Below are 24596 nucleotides of genomic sequence, written 5' to 3'. Positions count from 1 at the left end.
GTAAAACTTCCGTATAGCCATCCATATCAGCTGTATGAAAAGATAAAAGTTCTGAGTATAAATAAGTTGCCAACAAGCTGAATGAACGAACTATTTGAATTAAACAAAGGATTCCTGATTAAAGGATATTTATGGATAAGCGGAATTCTGACTTTCGGATTTTCCACATATTTGTTTTACTTTTCTTCAGAGGTTTCAACTAAATGGATTTTGACAATCTATTCTATCACTTTATTTTTTGCACCTACATTTGTTTTGTTTGCTTGGATTTCCGATTGGTTTCGTAAAAGGAGGTACAAAAACCGAATTCTATCTAAAAAACCTTATTCGGATTTAGAAAAAATCGGATTTAATAAAAGAGCAATTAAAACAAATCATAACAGTCTTAAAGATTACGTTTTGTTTGGAGAAATAAATGGTTGTCAAATAACTTTTGATATAGATATTTACAAACCAAGAATAGCAGAATTTGCAATTTATGGACTTACTAATAACCTAAACAGTAAAGACTACTTGCAAAAAGCTCAAGAATATGACTATTCGAATATTGACTTTACTAGATATTCATTCACAAAAAAAATTGACACTAGAAAAGAAAAGTTGAATTCTATTCAAGAATTAGAAAAAATTTTAACGGAATTGACTCACATTGTGAAAAAAGAAAAATATGAACCGATTCCAATAACAGAAGCAAAGCCAGTTGGCAACACCTTGTAAAAATAATTGCTTGGTTCTAGCCTATTCGGAAAACCCTGCGGATTTTCTTCTGGTTCGTTCCATTTTTAATAAGTTAGTTGCTTGCATACCCAACTATCCTTACACAATCACATCATCAGTAATTTGAACAAAAATGTGCCGATACGGAATTAACTCATACAAACCTCATTATGCTTGTTTCGAATGTCGAAAAACATTTAAGCGAAGATTGTTAATTGATATTGACGAGAATACTGGATATACAAAAGTTTGGGAAAATCAGCCATATAAATGTCCTGAATGTAACGGAATGACTGCTAATATGGGATTGGACTTTGAATCACCAAAAAAGTCGGATTTAAAAGCGTGGAATCATATTCGAAATTTATACGAAACGGGAATTACATTTCATTCTTGTGGATGTTCTGGACCTGGTTATATTCCGAAGGACAAAGAAAGTCTAATTGAGTTTCTAAAAGAGAAAAAAGATATTTATATAAAACACAGGAGGTTTTGGTCTAATAGAATTGTACCAAAAAATGATAGCGAAAAAAGTAAAGACTGGTACAAAAACAGTGAATATTTAATTTATATTCCGAATGAACTAAAGGACGGAACTAACAAGAATCGGAAAATTGATTGGGAAAAAGCTGTTGTTTATTGGAGTGAAAAAATTGAATACATTGAGAGTCATCTGAAAAAACTATAGACAATACCATGTCCTAACATATACTGCTTCTGGTTTTCCTTTTGGAAAATCCTAGTAAGGGTTGTGGTTTGTGTTTTTTAATTATCTTAGTTCTTAAATCATACAACGCCTGTTACAGAAACACGTTACCTGCAAGCTTACATCTATGAACACTGAAGAATTTGTAAAGGCATTTTATGTCGAAAAACAGAGTTTCCTGAAAGAATATCTTTCTGAAAATTCTGAAACCGAAGTTGGGCAATTAATTAAGTCACTTAATCTGACTGACCAACAGACTGAAATAATGAAAAAAGTGTTAGACACTTCCTTTACTGATATTTTTTATACCATTCTTTTAGGTTTAGACGGTTGTGCTTCTATTGGTGGGATACAAGAAATGTATGATCTGAAAGATGAAAAAGGAAATCAGTTAAATGGAGAAATAGAAGGTTATGCTTATGAATATTTTCACGAACCAAAGTAACTAATGGAGCTCATAGGTGAAGGGCAAGGCAAAAGAGAGGGGTGAAATTATATTTGTAATGTGTTTTATTTTTAATGATTAACAAAATGTTAGCCTTATTTTAAAGAGCGAACCGTATAAAATTGAAATGAAACTTTGAAAAAACAAACATTATCAAGATACAAATGGCAAGATATTTAAGGGACTTAAGTATACATATTGGACATGGGCAAAAGCTACCAGACGGATTATCAGAAAAGGATTTTAATCTGACTACACATACTGTTCAAGATATTTTTTTCTACTTGATTCCCACAAAGTTTGAATTTGGAGATATTTTGAAGCTGAACATTGACATAAAAGGCAATGGGGAAAAACCTGATGATGTCAAGAATTTTGGTGGGTATGTTAACTATTCATTTGTTGATTTTGATTTCCATAAATATTTCAGACTTCCAAAGGCCAAACAAAATGATTGGATTCTGAATGTCCTAAAAACAGTAATTGATAATATACCTGTTGAGGTTCAGGGAAATAAAATCAAGGTATTGGAAATTATAAACCACATAAAAGAATTGAAGTATGATTATTCTTTTGACAGTAAGAAACTAAGCAAATTCAATAAGTCAAGAAGTCTCAAAGCAATATTGACAATTAGGATTAATGATAACGGACAGAACGCCTCTTTAAAGATTGTAGACAAGCAAGGAGTCGAATACTATAATGACTTCTTGCTAAAAAACGTAGTATATGATTTTTATAATAAACTCCATAAAACGAAATGGATAGATAATTCATTTCAAGTATTCGATAGAAATGGGAATATATTTAAAGAGATAACAATAAAGAGCTAAGGGTTCACAAAACATATAAAACCATAAAAAAATCACAGATATCGCTCCATTGAATAATAAATGTTACTATATAACGAGTTACCCACAAAACAAGAAAACCGAGAGATATGACAACATTTAGAATTATAATACCAATGCTTTTTGCAACAATACTTATTGGTTGCAATACCGAAAAAAAGACCAATCCCGAAATTGAAAACATAAGCCACACGGAAAAAGAAACGGATACGGACACGCTGACCAAACACCTAAAACCGTTCAAATCGGAATTGCCTACTATCGGACTTTTGATGTATAACGGCGTGCTTCAAAGCGAAGTCATCGCAGCTTCCGACGTTTTTGCAAAACCGACAGAAGATGGAACACAGCTTTTCAACGTGGTGTCCATAGCCGAAACTAAAAATCCAATAACAACGGAGGAAGGCATGCATTTTGTTCCCGATTATACATTTGGGAACTGCCCGAAATTAACAGTTTTGTTTGTTCCAAGTGCTTACGATATGTACGCCCAAATTCACAATGAAAAGATTGTGGATTTTATAAGGGAGAAGAATAAAGAAACCCAATATACCGTGAGCAATTGTGCGGGAGCTCAATTAATTGGAGCATCCGGAATTGCAGACGGCAAGAAAATCGTTACGTGGATTGGCGGTGGGGAACAATTACAAAAGGACTATCCGAATTTAAAAGTCCAAAACGACAGTTTGGTAACTTATGTTGAAGATGGAAAATTCAGTTCTTCTAACGGAAATTTGGCGAGTTACATTTCTGCATTGAATGTATTGGAAAAAATGACTAGTCTAGAACATAGAAAGTTTGTAGAAAGTTATTTATATCTCGACCGACTTCAAAATTGGAAAGAATAAGTATTGTGGGCACAATGATAACCGTTTACTAAACATCAAAAACCATAAAAAACCACACAGATATAGCTAAATGTTATATAACTACAAAAAATGAGTCTAAATTTAGAAAAGGAACTTATTGAAATCATAGAAAGTGATTTATGGATGATTCATGTTTTGAAAACCGTTAGGGATTTAAAGCTAAATGATTCTTGGGTTGGCGCTGGTTTTGTGAGAAATAAGGTTTGGGATGTAAAACACGGAAAAGAAAGCACCGAACTTAATGATATTGACATCATATACTTTGACAAAACTAAACCGATTAAAGAGTATGACTCACACATTGAGACAAAGCTAAAATCAATAAGTCCAAATCTGAATTGGTCTGTAAAAAATCAAGCAAGAATGCACCTTAGAAATGGACACAAACCATATGCAGATTGTCATGAAGCCATTTCTTTTTGGCCAGAAACTGCAACTTCAATAGCAGTAAGATTGAATTCCAAAAACCGAATTGAGTATATGGCGCCTTATGGTTTGGAAGATTTATTTAATCTTTTGGTGATTCCTACACCTGGATTTGATTTAGCGACTTACAATGAACGAATTCAAGAAAAGGGATGGAAAGAAAAATGGAACCAACTGGAAATAAAAACCAGCTCTGCACAGTCTTCCAAAATAGTTATGTAAAAGGAAGAGAGTTCTGTATGTAAGCAAGTTGGCAGTCATTGGAGAAAAGATTTATGAAAATCAAAAGTTGAATAGATAAAGTAATATGAGGAAGATAGTTGCAGCATTAAATATGACACTTGATGGAATATGCGACCATACAGCAGGAATTCCAGATGAAGAAATACATCAGCATTATACAGAGTTATTAGGACAGGGAGACGCCATTCTATACGGTAGAACAACGTATCAACTTATGGAATTTTGGCGAACGTTTTTAGAAAATCCTTCCGAAGAAAAATCAATGAATGACTTTGCCATAGCTATTGACAAAATTCCAAAAATTGTTTTCTCCCATACGCTTAAAAATGTAGATTGGGAAAGCGCAACCATAGCAAAACGTGACTTAAAAGATAAAGTTTTTGAACTCAAGCAACAATCAGGTAAAACTGTTTTTGTTGGTAGTCGCAGTTTAATTATACAACTGATGAAACTTAACTTGATTGATGAATTCCAACTTTGCATATATCCAATGGTGGAAGGAAACGGTTTGTCATTATTTGAAGACATAAACGCCAGGATTATTTTTAAACTTGTTAAGACTAAAATCTTTAATAGTGGAGCTGTGATTCTGTATTATCAACCGAAAAAGGAATGATAAAGAAAAAATAAGGAACTACCAGCAATGGACGTTGGCAAACATTTAAGCTGAAAATATGAAATGGCATTTCACTGTTTTAATTATCTGTGTATTTACTATTTGTTGTAAAGGGAAATCAGAAAAACTAAAGGAAGAATCAAATAAAATTGACCAAATCCTCAATGTAAAAGATACTATTGATTTTGGTGATTTTATAGTTTATAATATTTATAAAAATCAAATCTTAGTTTATAGAGAACTAAAAGGAGAAAAGGATTCTCTTAAAATTGCAAACAAAATAATAAGGAACTTATTTACACCATATCCTGCGATATTTAAAAATTGTTGGAGCTATTCTGAATCAAACTTTATTGGGTGGAACACGCACTTAATAAAGAACGACACCATAATTAATGAAAGAATAAAACTTATAGAACAAATAAACCTTGATGCTATCATCAAAAACACTTATAAAACCGTTTCAGAACTTTCTGGCTACAAACCCACTGGAGCCTGGTATATATATTTCTTTTCTAGTCCTGATGGATGTGATATGTGTGGATGTGATTTAAATTCGATGCAATTGAATTTATCCTATACAAAGATGTTTGAAAAAAATTATATCAAAAATTTGCTACCCCATGAGTTTAATCATAATATTTATGACTTAACAAGTAAAAATGACCCTGATAATAATACCGTTCTTTGGGATGTTATCAGTGAAGGTTTTGCTACTTACTTTGCAAAAAAGCATTCCAACCTATCCATTTCAGAAGCTTTTATGACTTATTCAAAAGAAGATTATCGATGGTGTTTAGAAAATGAAAAAAGGATTTTTGAAAAGGCCAAACCACTATTATTTTCAACTAATGGAAAAGATTATAATGAATTAGGAACGGCTGAAAGAAATTCTTTTATGCCAGATTCTCCCGGAAAACTTGGCTATTTTATTGGTTATAGAATAATTGAAGAGTATGTTAAAAGAAATGGAGAGGACTCTTGGACAGAGGTATATACAATTCCTGTTAGAAAACTATTAAAAGAAAGCGGATATGAAAAGTATATATCCGAATTAAAATAAAAATGATTTTCCAACACCGTGTCCTATAGCTCATTGCAGCTGAATTCAAGTAACCCTATTTTAAAAAATATGTTTTGATAGTTTTTAAAACATTTATATATTGCATGGCATAAGAATTTTCATCATTTTCAAAAAGAAGTGATAGAAGATAAAAAACTAACGATATCTTGTATGTTTATGGGGTATGGAGTAATGAAATATAACGAGTTGTCTGTGATTTTAAAATAACACCCTAATGACAAAAACAGAGATCAAAGTATCAACTGAGTTTAAAACTCAAACTACCAAGGCGATAATTTCTATTAACTTTTTTCTATTAACTTATATACTCATGTTGGTTTTGGCTGTTGGGTTGACAGCCCTATGTGTTTATGGCGGAATAATGTTAATAGCTATTCGACCAATGTTAATAACCATAGCTTTAGGAATAGGATTAGCAAGTTTGGGAATTCTTGTGTTGTTTTTTCTACTTAAATTTATATTTAAATCGCACAAAGTTGATCGCTCACACCTCATTGAAATTAGAAAAACGGATGAACCTGAACTTTTTAGTCTCATAGACGAGATTGTGAATAAGGTTGGTACAGACTTTCCTAAAAAAGTTTATTTATCTACAGATGTAAATGCGGCAGTTTTTTATGACTCTAGTTTTTGGAGTATGTTTTTCCCAATCAAAAAAAACCTTCAAATTGGCTTGGGGCTAGTCAACACCATCTCCAAATCGGAACTTACTGCGATATTGAGCCACGAATTCGGTCATTTTTCTCAAAAAACAATGAAGGTCGGAAGTTATGTTTACAATGTAAATCAAGTAATTTTTAACCTTTTGTATGACAACGAATCGTATGATAAACTTATACAAGGGTGGGCAAATGTAAGTGGCTATTTTTCAATTTTTGTGATTATAGCGGTAAAAATTGTTGAAGGTATTCAGTGGGTATTAAAAAAAATGTATGAAGTTGTTAATAAGAATTATATGGGGTTGTCAAGAGAAATGGAATTTCATGCTGATGAAATAGCGGCAAGTGTAACTGGATTAGACCCTTTAAAAAGTTCTTTGCTGAGAATGTCCCTAGCCGATCATTCTTTCAACAGTGTTTTATCATTTTATGAGAGTAAAATAACCGAAAATAAAAAAACTGAAAATATTTATAAAGACCACTTATTTGTAATGAATTTTATTGCTCAAGACAATAAAATTGAAATTAAAAACAACTTGCCTCAAATATCGGAAGATGAATTAAATAAATTCAATAAATCAAAATTGGTAATTAAAGACCAGTGGGCTTCACATCCAAGTACAGAAGACAGAATAGCAATGCTAGAGAAAACCGGATTGAATTCAAAAAATGTGGACAACGAATCTGCAAATCTATTGTTTAGTAATATAGAAAAAACACAAAAAGAGCTAACTGGAAAGCTGTTTAAAGAAGTCGCTTATACCGGCGAGTGTTCAATTATTCCAAGTGAAGTGTTTCAGTCTGAATTCAAAAATGAATTTATAGAAAACTCGTTTGCTAAAGTGTATAATGGTTATTATGATAATAAAAATCCGTTAGTTTTTGACACAAAAAATACAATGGATCATTTAGCTGATATCAAATTGGAAGATTTATTTTCTGAAGAAATGGTAGATCTCGTTTATACAGCAATATCTCTGCAAACTGACATTGAAACGATTAAACAAATTTCAGAGAAGACTCTGCCCATCAAAACATTTGATTATGATGGAAAAAAGTATAGCCAAAAGGACAGTAAAATTCTTCTTCAAAAACTTGAATTAGAACTAAAAGAAATAAACGAACAGATAAAGCTTAACGACATAAGGATTTTTCAGTTTTTCAGTAATTGCGAGCGTGATAATGAAAATAATTCCGTGTTGGAGAATTTATACAATGAGTTTTTTGATTATGAAAAAGAACTTGATTCTAAATATGAAACCTATATTAAGTTGTCAAACGAATTACAATTTGTAAACTTCACAACGCCTTTTGAACAGATTCGAGCAAATTTTTTACGGATTGAACCAATAGAAGAAGATTTGAAAAAAGGAATAAGGGAATTGCTGGAAGACATTAAGTATGAATCTGAATTAACAAAAAAAATTAAAGATAATTTTGAATTGTACCTTTCTAAGAAATGGACGTATTTTGGTAACGAAAAGTATTTTGATAGTAATTTGGAAATGATATTTACAGCTATGAACAATTATGCTTTTCTTTTATCACGAGGTTACTTTTTATTAAAAAAGAAATTATTGAATTACCAACTGGAATTGATAAAAATCACAGATAATAACAGCGTATCGCAAGAGGGAGTTGTGCTTAACATTGGAAAATCGAATTGAATTGATATTTAAATCATTGAAATACGAAAAATACGCTCAAAAAGCAGTTGGCAAACTTCAAGAAAGTCAGCCTAGTTTTAGAGAAAAATTTGGTACGGAAAATTACGCAAATTGGTTTTATAATCAATCCACCGAAACATTAAGATTGTATAACGACGACAAAGAGATTTACTTCCGATATATTCCAGTTGGAACATTTTCGCTGAATACAAACACTTGGATGTGGGCTTGGGCGAATGAAGATTCTATTGAACTTGAAAAATTTAGGACATTAAAAATTAAAGAGTTTGGAGAAAAAAAGAATTACGAAAATCTGACCAATAAGCACTTTAATGGAGATAAATATACAGGTTGGGAATTAACAGCAATAGCTTTTGACATAATTGGTGGAATTGGAACATATCGAGTTATTTCTGGGCATTTAGAAAAATATTTTCTATTGACTGAACAGATAACGAAAGAAGAAGTCGAAAAAAGTGAAAGTGAATTAATTGAATGTAGTATTCACGGAAAAATAAGGAAGGCATTTATTTGCCAACATTTGAATACGGAAAACAAAATAGGGTTTGAAGAAGCATTTGAAACTTATCGTGGAATGAAATTGGATGAAGATGATGATTTTCAAGCATGGTGTACCGAATGCGAAAAAGTGCGACTAAAAACGGATGGTTGGAATGATGAATCTATGAAATTTGCTAATATTAAGTTGGTCTGTGAAAGATGTTACTTTGAAGTTAAAGAATTGAATTTGAACGAACTAAAATATTAAGGATAACATCGGTACCCGTTGCGTAAGACCTATAAAACCATAAAACATCATGGATATAGCCTCCTTTTTTTGATAGTTTTTAAAACATTTACATATTGCATGGTATGAGAGTTTTCATCGTTTTAAAAAAAGAAGTGATAGAAGATAAAAAACTAACGATATCCTGTATGTTTATGGGATATGAGTAATATATGTTATTATATAACGGGGTTGACTTAGGCTGAAAAATGAACAAAACGATTAATGAAATAATAAACCGACTAAAAAAATATCAAGAAGCTGATTTTGAATTAGACTCGGATTCGATAATTGTACATCCCAAAAACAAAAACGGATTTCCTGTTGTTCTGATTGACAATGGCAAAGGGAATTTTACGGTTGAATATGATTTTTGGCACGAAGAATTTAAAAGTGAAGAAGAAGCTATTAGTTGTTTTGGTTATGGACTGTCAAATGAATGCAGATTAAAAGTAAAGAAAAGAGGCAATAAACGAATAAAGTGGACTTTACAGTTTAACAAAAACGGAAATTGGGAAGACGAAAGTACAGTCGCAATTTTTGACTTCCAATTTTGGAAAAAATCAGAATATGAATTTTTGCAAAACGATTTGATAAAAAATATTTCGGAATAAAAAGCCAGCAGGTAACTCCGGCTGAGTTAAAAACCAATGCCGTTCTATCTACTTAGAAGCGCCTCTTCCCAAGAATAATTTTTAATTTAAATTATCCCATTAGTTATTTGAGTTAAATACTCCATGCATATACTTTAAATAATTAATGAATTAACTACATTTGCACTCGCAAATTATAGATTTCCGCTTTTGTGGAAATGAAAAAAATAAATTTTTAATGAAAGCAGGTATTGTAGGATTGCCAAACGTAGGAAAATCAACCTTATTTAATTGTTTGTCTAATGCCAAAGCGCAAAGTGCCAACTTTCCGTTTTGTACCATAGAGCCTAATATTGGTGTGGTAAATGTTCCAGATAAACGTTTAGAAAAGCTTACGGAGTTGGTAAACCCTGTGCGTGTGCAACCCGCAACCGTAGAGATTGTTGATATTGCTGGGTTGGTAAAAGGCGCAAGTAAAGGTGAAGGTTTAGGAAACCAGTTTTTAGCCAACATCAGGGAAACGGATGCTATTTTACACGTATTGCGTTGTTTTGATAACGATAATATTGTGCATGTTGATGGGAGCGTAAACCCCATTCGCGATAAGGAAACCATCGACATGGAATTACAGCTTAAGGATTTAGAAACCGTTGATAAAAAACTTGAAAAAGTAAAACGTGCAGCCAAAACAGGTAATAAGGAGGCGCAAAAGGAAGAAGCGGTTTTATTAAAAATAAAAGAAAATTTAGAAGCAGGCATTTCGGTTCGTGCTTTAGAGTTTACAGAAGATGATTATGAGGATTTTGTAAAACCTTCGCAATTTATTACTGAAAAACCAGTGATGTATGTATGTAATGTAGATGAAGCGTCGGCAGTATCCGGTAATAAATATGTCGATTTGGTAAAAGAAGCGGTAAAAGACGAAAAAGCCGAAGTGTTATTTTTAGCTGTTGGTACCGAAGCTGATATCAATGAGTTAGACGATTATGAAGAGCGTCAGCTATTTTTACAAGATATAGGTTTGGACGAGGCAGGTTCTGCAAAATTAATAAGATCGGCCTACAAGCTTCTAAAACAACAAACATACTTTACTGCAGGTGTTAAAGAAGTACGTGCTTGGACTATTGATATTGGTGCTACGGCGCCACAGGCAGCGGGCGTTATCCATACCGATTTCGAAAAGGGTTTTATTAGAGCCGAAGTGATTGGTTATGATGATTATGTGTCTTTTGGAAGTGAAGCCAAAGTAAAAGAAGCTGGTAAAATGCGTGTTGAAGGAAAGAATTATGTGGTTAAGGATGGTGATGTGATGCATTTCCTTTTTAACGTTTAATGTCACTTTATCGATAAAAGTAATTCGTTATTTTTTTTTATTGGTCACAGAAATAGTTAAAACTATGCACTTTAGTGCATTTCCCTTTTAGATTCTAAAAATTTTTACAGATTAATTTCACAAACTAACCTTGCAGATTTAGTCTGCGAACAAAACTAAGGACTTCAAGTCCATAGAAGTGGTTGATTTATTTATTCTAAATAAAAGTAAATAGTTGTAGGTAAACTTATATTTTTGAAATAGTTTTGTAATATTATTATTCTATACTATAAGTTATTATGCCTTACGTTAAAGTCGAAACCATTATTAATGCAGATATAAAAACGTGTTTTAATTTAGCGAGAAATATAGAGATTCATCAAGAATCTTTAAAACATTCAGATGAAATTGCTGTTGCAGGAAGAACTTCAGGTTTAATTGAGTTAAGCGAAACAGTTACTTGGGAAGCCAAACATTTTGGGTTTGTGCAGCATTTAACTTCAAAAATCACAGAATTTAAGTACCCAGATTATTTTGTAGATGAAATGGTTTCTGGAGCATTCAAATCATTTCGACACGAGCACCACTTCAAAAAAGTTGGTAAAAAAACAATTATGTCCGATGTTTTTTATTTCGAATCCCCTTATGGTATTTTGGGAAAATTAGCGAACTGGTTATTCTTGGAAAAGTATATGGCAAATCTTTTGCGAACAAGAAATGCATTTTTAAAAGAAAAAGCGGAATCTGTTGTCAGTGGTCAGTAGGCAGTATTCAGTAGCAGTAGGCAGTATTCAGTAGTCAGTAGACAGTAAGCAGTAGCAGTAGCAGTAGGCAGTAGCAGTAGGCAGTAACAGTAGGCAGTAAGCAGTAAGCAGTAACAGTAGACAGTAACAGCAGTAGTCAGTAATCAACAATCAATTCAACGATTAACCAATTCAACGCATAAACGTATAAACAATAGCCAGTAGGCAGTGGCAGTAGGCAGTAACAGTTGCCAGTAGTCAGTAATCAACAGTCAATTCAATGATTAACCAATTCACGCATAAACAAATAAACCCATAAACAAATAAACAATAATCAGTAGGCAGTCGCAGTAGGTAGTAGTTGGTAATCAACAATCAATTCAACAATTAAACAGTTAAACGATTCAACGTATAAACAATAGCCAGTAAGCAGTAGACAGTAGGCAGTAAGCAGTCGCAGTAGGCAGTAGTCAGTAATCAACAATCAATTCAATGATTAACCAATTCACGCATAAACAAATAAACGTATAAACAAATAAACAATAGCCAATAGTTGATGATTAACAACCAATTCAACTCATAAACCCATAAACTCATAAACTCACAAACAAAACCCACGTTTGAACATCGTAATTCCTTCCTACATTAATTCCTTGCCACTTACATGTAGTTTATATTCGCTTCATGCAATCAAAAAAGAAATTCATCTCCGGTATTTTAATAGGTATTTTAGGCATCGTCCTTTTTTCATCTAAAGCTGTCATGGTAAAATTGGCGTATCTATATCAAGTGGATGCGTTGAGTCTTTTGTTATTGCGTATGCTCTTTTCGTTTCCATTTTATTTGGTTATTGCTATTATATACAGCAGAAAAGAAAACCCTAGTGTTATTGTGAAAAGAGATTATTATTGGGTCGTGTTTTTTGGTTTGGTAGGTTACTATTTGTCTAGTTATTTCGATTTTGTAGGGTTGCAATATATTAAAGCGAGCTTAGAGCGTATCATCTTGTTTTTATATCCAACCATTATCATTATTTTCAACAAGTTATTTCTTAAAAAACCTATCAATTCAACACAGGCACTGGCTATATTTTTAACTTACATTGGTATTGTTATTACCTTTTGGGGCGAAGTGGCTATTTCTGGTACCGATACTTACTTAGGAGGGTTTTTCATTTTGCTTTGTGCCATTACTTATGCTGCTTATTTAGTGGGAAGCGGTTGGCTCATACCTAAGTTTGGTGTGGTTAAATTCACGTCCTATGCCATGATAGTTTCGTGCTTTTGTGTGTTTATTCATTTTGGTTTGTTTTCCAATGTAGACATTTTTGGTTTGCAATGGGAAGTGTATATGTTGGGTTTTTTAATAGCCATTTTTGCTACCGTTATTCCATCGTATTTGGTTTCTGAATCCATCAATCGCATCAATTCTTCAAATTTTGCAGTTATTGCTGGTTTTGGGCCTATTTCGACCATTATATTAGCAGGTATTTTTTTAAATGAAGTGCTTACATTGTTGCAGTTATTTGGTGCATTAATTGTTATTTTTGGTATCTTGCTGGTGTCTTTGAGGAGGGGTTAGGGAGTGGAGAAGTTGAGGAGTTTAGTAGTGGAGAAGTTGAGGAGTTTAGGAGTATTAAAGTTTCAGAGATTCAAAGGTTTCAGAGTTTAAAAGTTTAAAAAGAGTATTATATATTTTCATTGTTCATTACCAATATTAGTCACAGACCAAAACCCAGAACCAAGACCCAAGACTCAAGAACTAAGAACCAAGACCCATCAACCACAAACCATCAACCACAAACCATCAACCATCAACCAAAACCCAACTTATCAAACAATATTGTTAATTACTTTGTGTAATGGCAGTTTCATTTTTTCTAGGGTTGTATTATATTAGCGTCCAATCACAAAATCTTACTCAAAATCTATGGCTGAATTAACCAATTACACCGAAGATAATATACGTTCACTAGACTGGAAAGAGCATATTCGTATGCGCCCAGGGATGTATATTGGTAAATTGGGTGATGGCTCTTCACCAGATGATGGTATTTACATTCTTCTAAAAGAGGTTTTAGACAACTCTATTGATGAGTATGTGATGGGAGCAGGAAAGACCATCGAGATTTCCATTCAAGGTAGTAAAGTAACCGTTAGGGATTACGGTCGTGGTATTCCGTTAGGAAAAGTGGTAGACGTGGTTTCTAAAATGAATACCGGTGGAAAGTACGACTCTAAAGCCTTTAAAAAATCGGTAGGATTAAATGGGGTTGGTACCAAAGCGGTGAATGCCTTATCGTCATTTTTTAGAGTAGAATCTACACGCGATAATAAATCCGCTTCCGCTGAATTTGAACAGGGAAATTTAATCAATCAAGAGTTATTAGACGATACAACGCGCCGAAAAGGAACGAAAGTGTCTTTTGTTCCCGACGACATCATTTTTAAAAACTATAAGTATAGAAATGAGTATATCGTTAAAATGCTTAAAAACTATGTGTATTTAAACCCAGGTTTAACCATCGTTTTTAATGGTGAAAAGTATTTTAGTGAGAATGGACTGAAAGATTTATTATCTGAAAACATTAACGAATCAGATAGAACATATCCCATCATTCACTTACGAGGAGATGATATTGAAGTGGCGATAACGCATAGTAAAACACAATACAGTGAAGAGTATCATTCGTTTGTAAACGGACAAAATACCACGCAGGGAGGTACGCACTTAAATGCATTTAGAGAGGCTTTGGTAAAGACGATTCGTGAGTTTTATGGCAAAAACTACGATGCTTCTGATGTTAGAAAATCTGTTGTAAGTGCCATTGCCATTAAAGTCATGGAGCCTGTTTTTGAAAGTCAGACGAAAACCAAATTAGGCTCTACGGATATGGGGGGCGATTTGCCAACCGTAAGAACCTATATCAATGACTTTTTAAAAACGCATTTAGACAACTACTTACATAAAAATCCAGATGCAGCAGAGAAGATTCAACGTAAAATTCTGCAAGCAGAAAGGGAGCGAAAAGAACTTTCAGGGATTCGAAAACTAGCAAAAGACCGTGCCAAATCTGCCAGTCTTCACAACAAAAAACTACGTGATTGCCGGGTGCATTTTGGAGACACAAAAAATGACCGTAGTTTAGAATCAACCTTGTTTATTACCGAGGGGGATTCAGCTTCCGGAAGTATCACTAAGTCACGCGATGTAAATACCCAAGCGGTTTTTAGCTTAAAAGGAAAACCTTTAAATTGTTATGGCTTAAGCAAGAAAATTGTTTACGAAAACGAAGAGTTTAACTTATTGCAAGCCGCTTTAAACATTGAGGAATCATTAGAGGACTTGCGTTATAACAATGTGGTTATTGCTACCGATGCCGATGTCGATGGGATGCACATTCGGTTACTTTTAATAACCTTCTTTTTGCAATTCTTCCCAGAAGTCATCAAGGAAGGCCATTTATACATTTTACAAACACCATTATTTAGGGTACGAAATAAAAAGGAAACCATTTATTGCTATTCAGAAGAAGAGCGAAGGGATGCCATAGAAAAATTAAAGCCAAAACCCGAAATAACCCGATTTAAAGGACTTGGAGAAATATCACCAGATGAGTTTGTGCATTTTATTGGAGAGAATATCCGTTTAGATCCCGTTATGTTAGATGATAATATGTCTATTGAAGATTTATTATCATTTTATATGGGGAAAAATACACCGACACGTCAAGAGTTTATTATAGACAATTTAAAAGTAGAATTAGATATTATAGAAGACAACTAAAATAAAAAGTCATGTTATACAATAAGGAAAAACCAGTATTGAGAAAAAATGTTTACGATTTCGTAACCTCATTTAATAGAAATTTAAGTCATAAAAGAGCGAAGGGTTTCAAAAAAACCATGCTTAACGGAAAGCCAAAAAAATAAGATCGATTAATGATTGAAGACGACAACGATTTAATTAGCGGACAAGACGAGCCAACTGAAACCATTACCCGTGTTACGGGTATGTATAAAGATTGGTTTTTAGATTATGCATCGTACGTTATATTAGAACGTGCTGTTCCCGCAATTGAAGACGGTTTTAAACCTGTACAACGCCGTATCATGCACTCTATGAAAGATTTAGATGATGGGCGTTATAACAAGGTCGCAAATATTGTGGGGCATACCATGCAATACCACCCGCATGGTGACGCTAGTATTGCCGATGCTATGGTGCAAATTGGTCAGAAAGATTTGTTAATAGACACCCAAGGAAACTGGGGAAACATTCTTACTGGCGATAGTGCGGCGGCATCGCGTTACATTGAGGCACGTTTGTCTAAATTTGCTTTAGATGTTGTTTACAATCCTAAAATAACCGAATGGCAAGCCTCTTACGATGGGCGTCGAAAGGAGCCAGTCAACTTGCCGGTGATGTTTCCGCTGTTGTTGGCGCAAGGAGGTGAAGGTATTGCGGTAGGACTTTCAACCAAAATATTGCCTCATAATTTTATCGAACTCATAGATGCTTCCATCAAGCATTTACAAGGAAAGCGGTTCACGATTTTACCCGATTTTCCCACTGCAGGCATCGCCGATGTTTCTAATTATAATGATGGTTTAAGAGGTGGGCGTGTACGTGTACGTGCCAAAATATCGCAGTTGGATAAAAATACCTTGGTTATTACCGAAATCCCCTTTGGAACAACCACATCATCACTTATAGATTCTATTTTAAAGGCGAATGATAAAGGTAAAATCAAGATTAAGAAGATTGAAGACAACACCGCTGCGGAGGTTGAAATTTTAATTCACTTACCTTCGGGGCTGTCTCCCGATAAAACCATCGATGCCTTGTATGCTTTTACAAGTTGCGAGTCGTCCATATCACCATTAGGTTGTGTTATTGAAGACAATAAACCGCTGTTCGTTGGTGTTACGGAAATGCTGCGTCGCTCCACCGATAATACCGTTCAGCTTTTAAAGCAAGAGCTGGAAATACGTTTAGGCGAATTTGAAGAGCAATGGCATTTTGCTTCTTTGGAACGTATTTTTATAGAGAACAGAATCTATCGAGATATTGAAGAGGAAGAAACATGGGAAGGCGTTATTAGTGCCATTGATAAAGGGCTGAAACCGCATATTCAACATTTAAAACGGCCCATTACCGTTGAGGATATTGAGCGTTTAACCGAAATAAGAATCAAACGTATTTCTAAATTCGATATCGATAAAGCACAGCAAAAAATTGATGCCTTAGAAGAACAAATTGCCGAAGTAAAGCACCATTTAGAACATCTTATCGATTATGCCATTGCATATTTTACAAGGCTTAAGAAAGAGTATGGTGCAGGGCGTGAACGTAAAACAGAAATCCGCACTTTTGATGATGTCGATGCCACTAAAGTCGTTATCAGAAATACCAAACTTTATGTAAATAGGGAAGAGGGCTTCGTTGGTACCTCGTTGCGAAAAGACGAGTATGTTTGTGATTGTAGCGATATAGACGATATTATTGTGTTTACCAAAGAGGGTAAAATGATGGTAACGAAAGTCGATTCAAAAACCTTTGTAGGGAAGGATATTATTAACGTAGAGGTTTTTGATAAAAAGGACAATCGTACCATTTACAATATGATTTATCGCGATGGAAAAAGTGGTCCATCGTACATAAAACGCTTTTCGGTTACTGGAATTACCCGCGATAAGGAATACGATTTAACCAACGGCAATAAAGGATCGGTAGTGCTGTATTTTTCAGCAAATCCCAATGGTGAAGCCGAGGTAGTTAGTATTTTACTGCGTCAAGCGGGAAGCATTAAAAAACTGAAGTGGGATATTGATTTTGCCGATATTATAATTAAAGGGAGAAATTCCAAAGGAAACTTAGTTACTAAATATCCTGTTAAAAAAGTAGAGCTAAAAGAGAAAGGTATTTCTACATTAAAACCACGAAAAATATGGTTTGATGACGCCGTACAACGCTTAAATGTTGATGGCAGGGGCGAGTTGGTTGGCGAGTTTAGAGGTGAAGACCGTATCTTAATCATCAACCAAAAAGGTGTGGCAAAAACCATCATACCAGAGGTGACGACCCATTTTGATAGTGATATGATTGTGATGGAAAAATGGATTCCTAAAAAACCGATATCAGCTATTTATTTTGATGGCGAAAAAGAAAAATATTTTGTAAAACGATTTTTGATTGAAAACGAAAATAAAGAAGAAAGCTTTATTACCAACCATGATAAATCGCATTTGGAAATTGTTTCAACCGACTGGATTCCCATGGCTGAAATTGAGTTTACCAAAGAACGAGGCAAAGAGCGAAAAGATAATTTAATTGTAAATTTAGAAGAATTTATTGCTGTTAAAGGTATTACAGCTTTAGGAAACCAATTAACAAAAGAGAAAGTAAACCAAATTAGTTTATTGGAACCGCTTCCTTATGAAGCACCAGAAGAAGTACACGCCGATGATTTAGAAGTGGTTGATGAAGAAGATGTTTCTTTAGATTTGGATGAAAGCACTGAGGGTGATAATCAAAATAGAGATGATTCTAATTCTGAGAGTGATGATGATAGACTAGATGATAAAGGACAAACGAAACTGTTTTAACCTGAGCTCGATATAAATTTTAACGAAGTTTGATGTTAAAAGTTCAGAGTTCAGAGTTCAAAGTTCTGAGTTTGTACCGATGAAGTTTGTGATACACGATTCCACAATTATACGGCTAAACTGTTAAAAGTTAGAGGTACGTTTATCAATCTGAACTCAGGTTTTGTAATGATTTTTTATATAACTATTTAAACCCTTGGATATCAGATTACATTACATAGAACTCACGTTATTTTAATAATTTTATGGTATGATTTTCAGACTCATAATAATCGTATTGCTTGTGATAATTGCTTACTATTTATACCGTTTATATAAAGGCAATAGAAATTACTAAATCAGTAATAGAACTATTACATTGAGCCTTTCGACTGCGCTCAAGATAAACTAAAGCCGAAAATCTTATTAATCAAATTATCAATGCATTTCGGCTTTAGTTTATCTTGAAGTCGAAAGACAACCATTAACATTTTTTTAAATTAGGACTTCGACAAGCTCAGTCTGACAAAGTAAATGTCATTTTATATTACCTTTTTAGAATAAAAATGATACCTCAGATTGATATTAAAGTTTACTTTTTTGTCGCCTTCTTTTGTTTCTTTTCAATTCTAAAGCTTAAAAACTCCACAAAAAGTGAAAAGGCTATGGCAAAATACAAGTAGCCTTTTGGTATGGCGCCAACGGTATTTCCAAGTATTTTTGTGTGCGATAAATGCGCAGCCTCGGTAATTAACATAAATCCAATCAGAATTAAAAAGGCCAAACCTAATAACTGCATACTAGGGTGTTCATTAATAAAGCGACGAATCGGGTTTGCAAACCCAATCATTACAAAAATGGAAATAACCACAGCAATGATCATTAAAACCAAATTGTAGTTGTGATTGGGGTGCAATCCATTGGTCATACCAACTGCGGTTAGAATAGAATCGATTGAAAAAATAAAATCGATTAGCATGATTTGGACTATGGCCTGCGAGAGGCTTTTTATTTTTTTCCCTTTCAAGGCATCTTCATCGTGGTCGGGCATTTCAACCTTTTCATGTATCTCTGAAGTGCTTTTGTAAATCAAAAACAAGCCACCTCCAAATAAAATAACGGCTTGCCAGCTAACCGCGATATGAAGCCAGGACAATTCAATAGTATAGAAAGGGTCTTTTAAGCCAATTAAAAAGCTAACAAAAAACAACAAGATAATGCGTTGTACCATAGCTAAAATCAAGCCAATGGTTGTTGCTTTAGCTTGTTGGTGTTCGGGTAGTTTATTGGCTGCAATTGAAATGAATACAATATTATCAATGCCTAAAATTATTTCTAAAAAAGTAAGTGTTAAGAGTGCCATTATGGCATCGCTGGATAATAAAAAATCTATCACAATATGAAAATTTAGATGGGATTAAGTATGTAAAATTACTTAAAATTTACTTGTTCGATTAAGATTTTATACGAAATGTTTTTAGGTACGTTTTAACTGCTTTTTAATTTTTTCTATGGCAGCTTCAATAGACTTTTCAGGTTCAATAATATTATATTTACCCCAAAAGGCGGGGTCTTTAAAACCTGAAGTTTCATCTGCTAAAATAGTAGTTGGTTTTAGCATGTTTTCTTTGTTTTTAACTAATTTCGGGTTGGTAATACGCCAATCGGTAATAGCCATTTCACTGTTTAAGGTGTATACGCTATTAAATAATTTACCTTTCCAATTAACCTTAAAAGTTAGTAAAATATTGCTGTAGGCATAATGCCATTTTCCATTTTGGGTACGGTAGTTAACACGGTAAGAGGCTTCGGTAGGATATACATCTACTTTTCTTGGTTTCTTCCGAATATACATGTCGCTGGATAATTCTTTGTTTTCAACATTAAGTCTAAAAACAGCATTGGTTAATGCTAAAGTTTCGGAATCTATATAAAGTTTGCCGTAGTACAAAGGTTCTTTAATACCTGGTTTTTGTTTAAAATTGATAACATATACGGGTTTGTTATTCACTTGGGTCGATTCGCCAAAGCTGAATTCGTATAAAGCAATGTCTTCATTCGTAAATATATATTCTGGGTATTTTATAATATCGGTGTATAAATTACTAAAGGGACCTCCCTGAAGTTTTAAAGCTAATGTATCCAATCTGGAGTAATTGGTACTTTTTCTCGATTTTATAAGTTCGATAGCATCATTTTTAAAATTGCTGTAAGGCTGTTTATGTATTTGTACAACGGCTTCCGATAATGAAGCATTTTTTCGTCTCTTTTTAATGGTTTCTCTGTAAAAAGCAGTCATTAATGCGTTTTCATTATTATAAGCATTGCTTCTGTTTTTTAAAGTTTCCCGTAATAAGGTTTCGGCATCCTTAAAAGTTTTAATTTCTACCAAATTCAATTCTGTAATTGTAGGAATGAGTTTGATTTTTGAATTCGTATGTAATTCAGAAATTTTTAGTTCCTTTTTTTGATATCCTAAATGAGAAAATGTCACTGATTTATCGGCAAGTGAATCAGGTATTTTTAAAGCAAACTCACCATCGGAATTTGTTATGGTACTAATGTTTGAATCTTTAATAATGATGTCGGCAAAAATTAAGGCATCGTTAGAGTCATCATCTACAATTTTTCCTTTAATTTCTATAAAAGCTGTTGTAGTTTGCGCATTGAGATACTGCATGCCATTAAAAAAAAGAAGGCATGTAAGCATGGAAAGTAAAAAGCGTTTCATTTTCATGAGGTATTGATAGCTAATAATTTAGCTTGCATTAAGATACGAAAAAAAAAACGCTTATTTATATTGTTTATGTAATATTTTTTAACTTAAACTGTTGTTTATAAAAGACTTACTTCTTGTGTTGTGGGTTTTTAGGCGTATGACTCTCGGTAAGTGTCTTCATAAAAGCAACAATGTTTTTTTGTTCTTCGTCACTAAGATTTAATGCTTCAAAAGGCAAAGTTTGGTGTTCTAACTCAAAACCAAGTCCGTTACCACCACCTTTATTGTAAAAATCTACCACTTCTTCTAGGGTTTGATATACCCCGTTGTGCATGTATGGTGCTGTTTTTTCGACGTTTCGTATGGTAGGTGTTTTAAACATACCTTTGTGTAAATCTTCTTTGTATTTCCAATAAAATCCCAAATCATTGTCAAATTCTTTGTTATCAGATGTTTTTGGAACACCTATAACTTCTTTTTCAGTTTCGTTAAAAAATGGAGGTACAGTTCCATTTGTTAACGGGATAAAATGACAGGTTGCGCAAAGTGCTTTTCCCATAAAAAGATTATATCCCTGCCTTTCTTCATTTGTAAATGTATTTTCTTCACCTCTAATGTTTTTGTCAAATTTAGAGTTAAAGCTATTAAGTGTAGAAATGTATGACGAAATAGCCTTAATAACATCTTTGTTGTTTTTAGAAATACGACCATACGCATCTTTAAAAAGATCAACATAGGTAGAATCTTTTAAAATGATATCTGAAAACTCATGTACATTGGTATTAAATTCCTTGTCGTTGGTAAACACTAGCGAAATTTGGTCAATTAAACTACTCGCCCTACCGTCTAAAAAGAAACTTTGCTGAAATGCTGTATTTATTAGTGTTGGTGTATTACGTTGAAGCGGTTTACCATTATTGTCTAAATTAACTTTCATACCATCTGCATATCCTTTATTTGGAACATGACAGGTTATACAGGCCATAGTGCCATTTGAGGAAAGTTTAGGATCTGAAAATAGTTTTTCTCCAAGAGCAATTTGTTTGTCTGTTGGGTTTCTGTTTGTGGCTGGTGTAAAAAAGTTGAGGTTGAAGGAGTTATTTTCAAAAAAAGTTGGGGCATCAAAATTGAAAGGCTCTGTATTTACAGGATCCCAAAGGTTACTTGTTTTACGAATATTAACCCAATTTCGGGTGATAGGATTCATATAATCTCTGGTAAAAGTAAATCTATCAAACGTATCAAAATTATCATTTTGTTCAATAAATTTTACAGCTTTTGAAATGCTATTTAAAAAATCTATATCTAATGATTTGTTTTTATTTTGAATAATGGGCTGAATGGTATTTTGGTAAACTGTTTTTAAACCTTCCAAAGAAATTTTACTCTCATTAATTCCCAAATGACTTACAGGTGTATCGAAACCAGAAATGGCTAAACTTACAATTCTGAATAGTTGCTGATGGGTCGCTATAAAAAAGCGTTGGGCATTCAGTTCTCTTTTTTCAATGCCTTTTTTTAGTACATAAAGCATGCCCTTGGTTACATAAAGTTCTTGTTCGAAATCGGTCTTACTGGTTTCTTGTTCGTAAATGCTTTCTTCTATTTTTTGAAAGCCTACAGGGTTTAATACTTTTCCATTATCATCTTTATAAATAGGAAGTGCTGGACCGTTAGCTCTATGTCCAACTTCGGGGTTTAAATAGGAGGCATAAGGTTCAGATTTTTTAAAGGCTTCACGTGCGAGTGTGAAATATTGTTTAGATTTTGTGCCATCAAATCCTTCCTTTTTTAAACTATCTAGGTAATCTATAGATGTTTGAATGTTTTTTAAATAATAGTTTTGGGCACTTGACCAATTTATTGCAGCAATGGTAGTTTCTTTTTCTTTTTTACAAGATATAGCTAAGATTAAAAATATGGAAAAGGCTGATGCTTTAATGGGTGTTTTCATTTTGAAGGTTTTATAATAAAAAGAATCTCCATTAAAAAATGGAGATCTTTTTATCTTAGGAAATAATATGTTTTTATCTAGGAAGTCCTTTTAAAATAACAATTTGGCCACCTTGGTTATGTGGTAAGTTTGTTGATACAAAACTATCACTTTTCCAATAATGTGGTTGCAATGCTAAAATAAAGGTGTCAGGTACTCCAACTTTATCCGAAACATCAACTAAAGCTCCAAATTCACCAGAAAAACTGGAGCTTCCCGTAGGAGACAGATTGCTTTCTATTTTAAGTTCTAAGACAACTTTAGTGTTATTGCCATTTAAATCAGATTGATAAATATACGCAGCATGATTTCTACTAAAAGAGTTAGGGTCTTCTTGAAAATAAACATAGTTTTCGGTCACACAGATATTATCAGGACTTTGAAGTAAGGAAACATTTCCGTCATTATTGTTAGAATCTGTATTTCCGCTTATAATTTGAGTTAATTTTCCAGCTAATGGATTTGTAGCATCTAACTCTAATTTATAAATAGTTCCCCAATCGTTAACATCTCCCGTATTTGGACCAAGACCAGTTACAGCAAAGTATACGTTTCTAGCATTGGCATCACTTCCTTTTTGGTAATCTACGTCTTCAACTCTAATGAATTGAGATGCGTTAACGGCAGTACAAGCTGCTTCCATTTCATTTTTTGTCATGGCTGCACCATCAACAATTTCAACAAATTCCACATCGTAGGTTTTGCCAAAATCAAGAGAACCTTCATCGTAAGTGGTAGAAGCAGTAACATTCATAGCGCCCCCAGAACCGTTGGAAACCTGTTTAAATCTTAAAACGTAAATTTTTCCGTTTTCTAAATCGGCATCACTGTTTTCAGATAAATACATTATTACTTGACCCTTAGAGCCACTAGAATCATCATCACCTCCAATAATAACTGTTTTTCCTGAATAAGTGTTTTTTGGTAATGGCACTGCATTTTCCCATGAAAATTCACCAAGAGCATCTAAACCAAAATCGGCAGTAGGTGTTGGGGTTGTTACCCACGGATCAATACCTTTAACATCATAAGCAATACTTTCTGAAGCTGATAAAAATATATCTTTATCGCCGCCATGAATGTCTTTCTCCCACATAGTTCCTGAACATTGTCTTGCATAATCTGCAACACCAGCGTTTAACAACCAATCCCCTTTAATGGGGCTTAGGTTTTTATCAAAACGGATACGAGACACACCATAATCATCTTCAGCATTGACAACACATATATATTCATCACCATCTTTTAAAAATCCAGCACCATCTTGAGAACCAACTAATCGGAAACCGTTTGAAAGTACGTCGGTTGAACTTATTAAGGAATAGGCTTCTACAGAACTAAACTCTGAGTGCATTTGAACTAGAGGCGATAAAGATGATTTGTTAGTAAACATCATAGCAGAAGGCGTAAAATCTTCTCCATCTTGTCCGTCTTCTCCATCGACACCATCTTTTCCATCGACACCGTTTATTCCATCTTCACCTTCGCAGCTTATTAATACAGCACTTGTTGAAGTAAACACAAATAAGAATAAAAATAGTTTTAGTAATTTGTTCATAATCTAATAATTTTTTGGTTG

Annotated in this window: 20 protein-coding genes; 16 read left to right on the top strand and 4 right to left on the bottom strand. The window is 33.5% G+C overall.

Going from position 1 to position 24596, the window contains the following annotated elements:
* Positions 1-81 precede the first annotated feature (81 nt).
* From CJ739_RS19885 to CJ739_RS19810, 16 genes are all read left to right on the top strand, one after another.
* Positions 82-717, top strand: a complete 636-nt coding sequence (locus CJ739_RS19885; protein WP_117178535.1) for a hypothetical protein — start codon at positions 82-84, stop codon at positions 715-717.
* A gap of 208 nt (positions 718-925) precedes the next feature.
* Positions 926-1405 carry a hypothetical protein gene (locus tag CJ739_RS19880; RefSeq protein ID WP_162880278.1) on the top strand — a complete coding sequence of 160 codons (480 nt, stop codon included), beginning with the start codon at positions 926-928 and terminating at the stop codon, positions 1403-1405.
* A gap of 145 nt (positions 1406-1550) precedes the next feature.
* Entirely contained in the window at positions 1551-1868 is a 318-nt protein-coding gene (locus CJ739_RS19875) for a hypothetical protein (protein WP_117178531.1), read from the top strand.
* Between the two features lie 164 nt (positions 1869-2032).
* Positions 2033-2701, top strand: a complete 669-nt coding sequence (locus CJ739_RS19870; protein ID WP_117178529.1) for a hypothetical protein — start codon at positions 2033-2035, stop codon at positions 2699-2701.
* Positions 2702-2808: 107 nt separating this feature from the next.
* The gene (locus CJ739_RS19865; protein WP_117178527.1) at positions 2809-3567 is read left to right on the top strand and encodes a DJ-1/PfpI family protein; all 759 of its coding nucleotides are present in this window, start codon (positions 2809-2811) and stop codon (positions 3565-3567) included.
* 90 nt (positions 3568-3657) lie between these two features.
* On the top strand, positions 3658-4236 hold the full coding sequence (locus CJ739_RS19860) for a nucleotidyltransferase family protein (protein ID WP_117178525.1): 579 nt from the start codon (positions 3658-3660) through the stop codon (positions 4234-4236).
* Between the two features lie 85 nt (positions 4237-4321).
* Positions 4322-4873: a dihydrofolate reductase family protein gene (locus tag CJ739_RS19855; RefSeq protein WP_117178523.1), complete on the top strand. Its 552-nt coding sequence runs from the start codon at positions 4322-4324 to the stop codon at positions 4871-4873.
* A gap of 58 nt (positions 4874-4931) precedes the next feature.
* Positions 4932-5936: a gliding motility protein GldB-related protein gene (locus tag CJ739_RS19850; protein ID WP_117178521.1), complete on the top strand. Its 1005-nt coding sequence runs from the start codon at positions 4932-4934 to the stop codon at positions 5934-5936.
* A gap of 235 nt (positions 5937-6171) precedes the next feature.
* A complete protein-coding gene (locus CJ739_RS19845; RefSeq protein WP_117178519.1) occupies positions 6172-8283 on the top strand; it encodes a M48 family metalloprotease in 2112 nt (703 codons plus the stop codon).
* A gap of 16 nt (positions 8284-8299) precedes the next feature.
* Positions 8300-9052 carry a DUF6882 domain-containing protein gene (locus CJ739_RS19840; protein WP_236951567.1) on the top strand — a complete coding sequence of 251 codons (753 nt, stop codon included), beginning with the start codon at positions 8300-8302 and terminating at the stop codon, positions 9050-9052.
* A gap of 227 nt (positions 9053-9279) precedes the next feature.
* A complete protein-coding gene (locus CJ739_RS19835; RefSeq protein ID WP_117178515.1) occupies positions 9280-9684 on the top strand; it encodes a hypothetical protein in 405 nt (134 codons plus the stop codon).
* Positions 9685-9901: 217 nt separating this feature from the next.
* Positions 9902-10996: a redox-regulated ATPase YchF gene (gene ychF / locus CJ739_RS19830; RefSeq protein ID WP_117178513.1), complete on the top strand. Its 1095-nt coding sequence runs from the start codon at positions 9902-9904 to the stop codon at positions 10994-10996.
* A gap of 278 nt (positions 10997-11274) precedes the next feature.
* Complete coding sequence (locus CJ739_RS19825) at positions 11275-11739, top strand: SRPBCC family protein (protein WP_117178511.1); 465 nt, start codon at positions 11275-11277, stop codon at positions 11737-11739.
* A gap of 663 nt (positions 11740-12402) precedes the next feature.
* A complete protein-coding gene (locus CJ739_RS19820) occupies positions 12403-13299 on the top strand; it encodes a DMT family transporter (RefSeq protein ID WP_117178509.1) in 897 nt (298 codons plus the stop codon).
* A 348-nt stretch (positions 13300-13647) separates the two neighbouring features.
* Complete coding sequence (locus CJ739_RS19815) at positions 13648-15504, top strand: DNA topoisomerase IV subunit B (RefSeq protein ID WP_117178507.1); 1857 nt, start codon at positions 13648-13650, stop codon at positions 15502-15504.
* 155 nt (positions 15505-15659) lie between these two features.
* Positions 15660-18326, top strand: a complete 2667-nt coding sequence (locus tag CJ739_RS19810) for a DNA gyrase/topoisomerase IV subunit A (RefSeq protein WP_117178505.1) — start codon at positions 15660-15662, stop codon at positions 18324-18326.
* 571 nt (positions 18327-18897) lie between these two features.
* Here CJ739_RS19810 and CJ739_RS19805 read toward each other — a convergent pair.
* The 4 genes from CJ739_RS19805 to CJ739_RS19790 all read right to left on the bottom strand — a co-directional run bounded on the left by CJ739_RS19805 (position 18898) and on the right by CJ739_RS19790 (position 24575).
* On the bottom strand, positions 18898-19701 hold the full coding sequence (locus CJ739_RS19805; protein WP_117178503.1) for a TerC family protein: 804 nt from the start codon (positions 19699-19701) through the stop codon (positions 18898-18900).
* Between the two features lie 81 nt (positions 19702-19782).
* Entirely contained in the window at positions 19783-21036 is a 1254-nt protein-coding gene (locus CJ739_RS19800; RefSeq protein WP_236951566.1) for a carboxypeptidase-like regulatory domain-containing protein, read from the bottom strand.
* A 115-nt stretch (positions 21037-21151) separates the two neighbouring features.
* Positions 21152-22978, bottom strand: coding sequence for a cytochrome-c peroxidase (locus tag CJ739_RS19795; RefSeq protein WP_117178499.1), 1827 nt, complete (start codon positions 22976-22978; stop codon positions 21152-21154).
* Positions 22979-23051: 73 nt separating this feature from the next.
* Positions 23052-24575, bottom strand: coding sequence for a PhoX family protein (locus CJ739_RS19790; protein ID WP_117178497.1), 1524 nt, complete (start codon positions 24573-24575; stop codon positions 23052-23054).
* Between the last annotated feature and the right edge of the window lie 21 nt (positions 24576-24596).

Origin of the sequence: Mariniflexile sp. TRM1-10, from assembly GCF_003425985.1 — a bacterium.
GTDB lineage: Bacteria > Bacteroidota > Bacteroidia > Flavobacteriales > Flavobacteriaceae > Mariniflexile.
This window is presented reverse-complemented; position numbering and strand designations above follow the sequence as displayed.

Coding starts and splice junctions, on each gene's coding strand:
- CJ739_RS19820 (WP_117178509.1), top strand. CDS start 12,403: ATGCAATCAAAAAAGAAATTCATCTCCGGTATTTTAATAGGTATTTTA.
- CJ739_RS19815 (WP_117178507.1), top strand. CDS start 13,648: ATGGCTGAATTAACCAATTACACCGAAGATAATATACGTTCACTAGAC.
- CJ739_RS19825 (WP_117178511.1), top strand. CDS start 11,275: ATGCCTTACGTTAAAGTCGAAACCATTATTAATGCAGATATAAAAACG.
- CJ739_RS19855 (WP_117178523.1), top strand. CDS start 4,322: ATGAGGAAGATAGTTGCAGCATTAAATATGACACTTGATGGAATATGC.
- CJ739_RS19845 (WP_117178519.1), top strand. CDS start 6,172: ATGACAAAAACAGAGATCAAAGTATCAACTGAGTTTAAAACTCAAACT.
- CJ739_RS19850 (WP_117178521.1), top strand. CDS start 4,932: ATGAAATGGCATTTCACTGTTTTAATTATCTGTGTATTTACTATTTGT.
- CJ739_RS19870 (WP_117178529.1), top strand. CDS start 2,033: ATGGCAAGATATTTAAGGGACTTAAGTATACATATTGGACATGGGCAA.
- CJ739_RS19875 (WP_117178531.1), top strand. CDS start 1,551: ATGAACACTGAAGAATTTGTAAAGGCATTTTATGTCGAAAAACAGAGT.
- CJ739_RS19790 (WP_117178497.1), bottom strand. CDS start 24,575: ATGAACAAATTACTAAAACTATTTTTATTCTTATTTGTGTTTACTTCA.
- CJ739_RS19795 (WP_117178499.1), bottom strand. CDS start 22,978: ATGAAAACACCCATTAAAGCATCAGCCTTTTCCATATTTTTAATCTTA.
- CJ739_RS19800 (WP_236951566.1), bottom strand. CDS start 21,036: ATGAAACGCTTTTTACTTTCCATGCTTACATGCCTTCTTTTTTTTAAT.
- CJ739_RS19835 (WP_117178515.1), top strand. CDS start 9,280: ATGAACAAAACGATTAATGAAATAATAAACCGACTAAAAAAATATCAA.
- CJ739_RS19885 (WP_117178535.1), top strand. CDS start 82: ATGAACGAACTATTTGAATTAAACAAAGGATTCCTGATTAAAGGATAT.
- ychF (WP_117178513.1), top strand. CDS start 9,902: ATGAAAGCAGGTATTGTAGGATTGCCAAACGTAGGAAAATCAACCTTA.
- CJ739_RS19865 (WP_117178527.1), top strand. CDS start 2,809: ATGACAACATTTAGAATTATAATACCAATGCTTTTTGCAACAATACTT.
- CJ739_RS19860 (WP_117178525.1), top strand. CDS start 3,658: ATGAGTCTAAATTTAGAAAAGGAACTTATTGAAATCATAGAAAGTGAT.
- CJ739_RS19810 (WP_117178505.1), top strand. CDS start 15,660: ATGATTGAAGACGACAACGATTTAATTAGCGGACAAGACGAGCCAACT.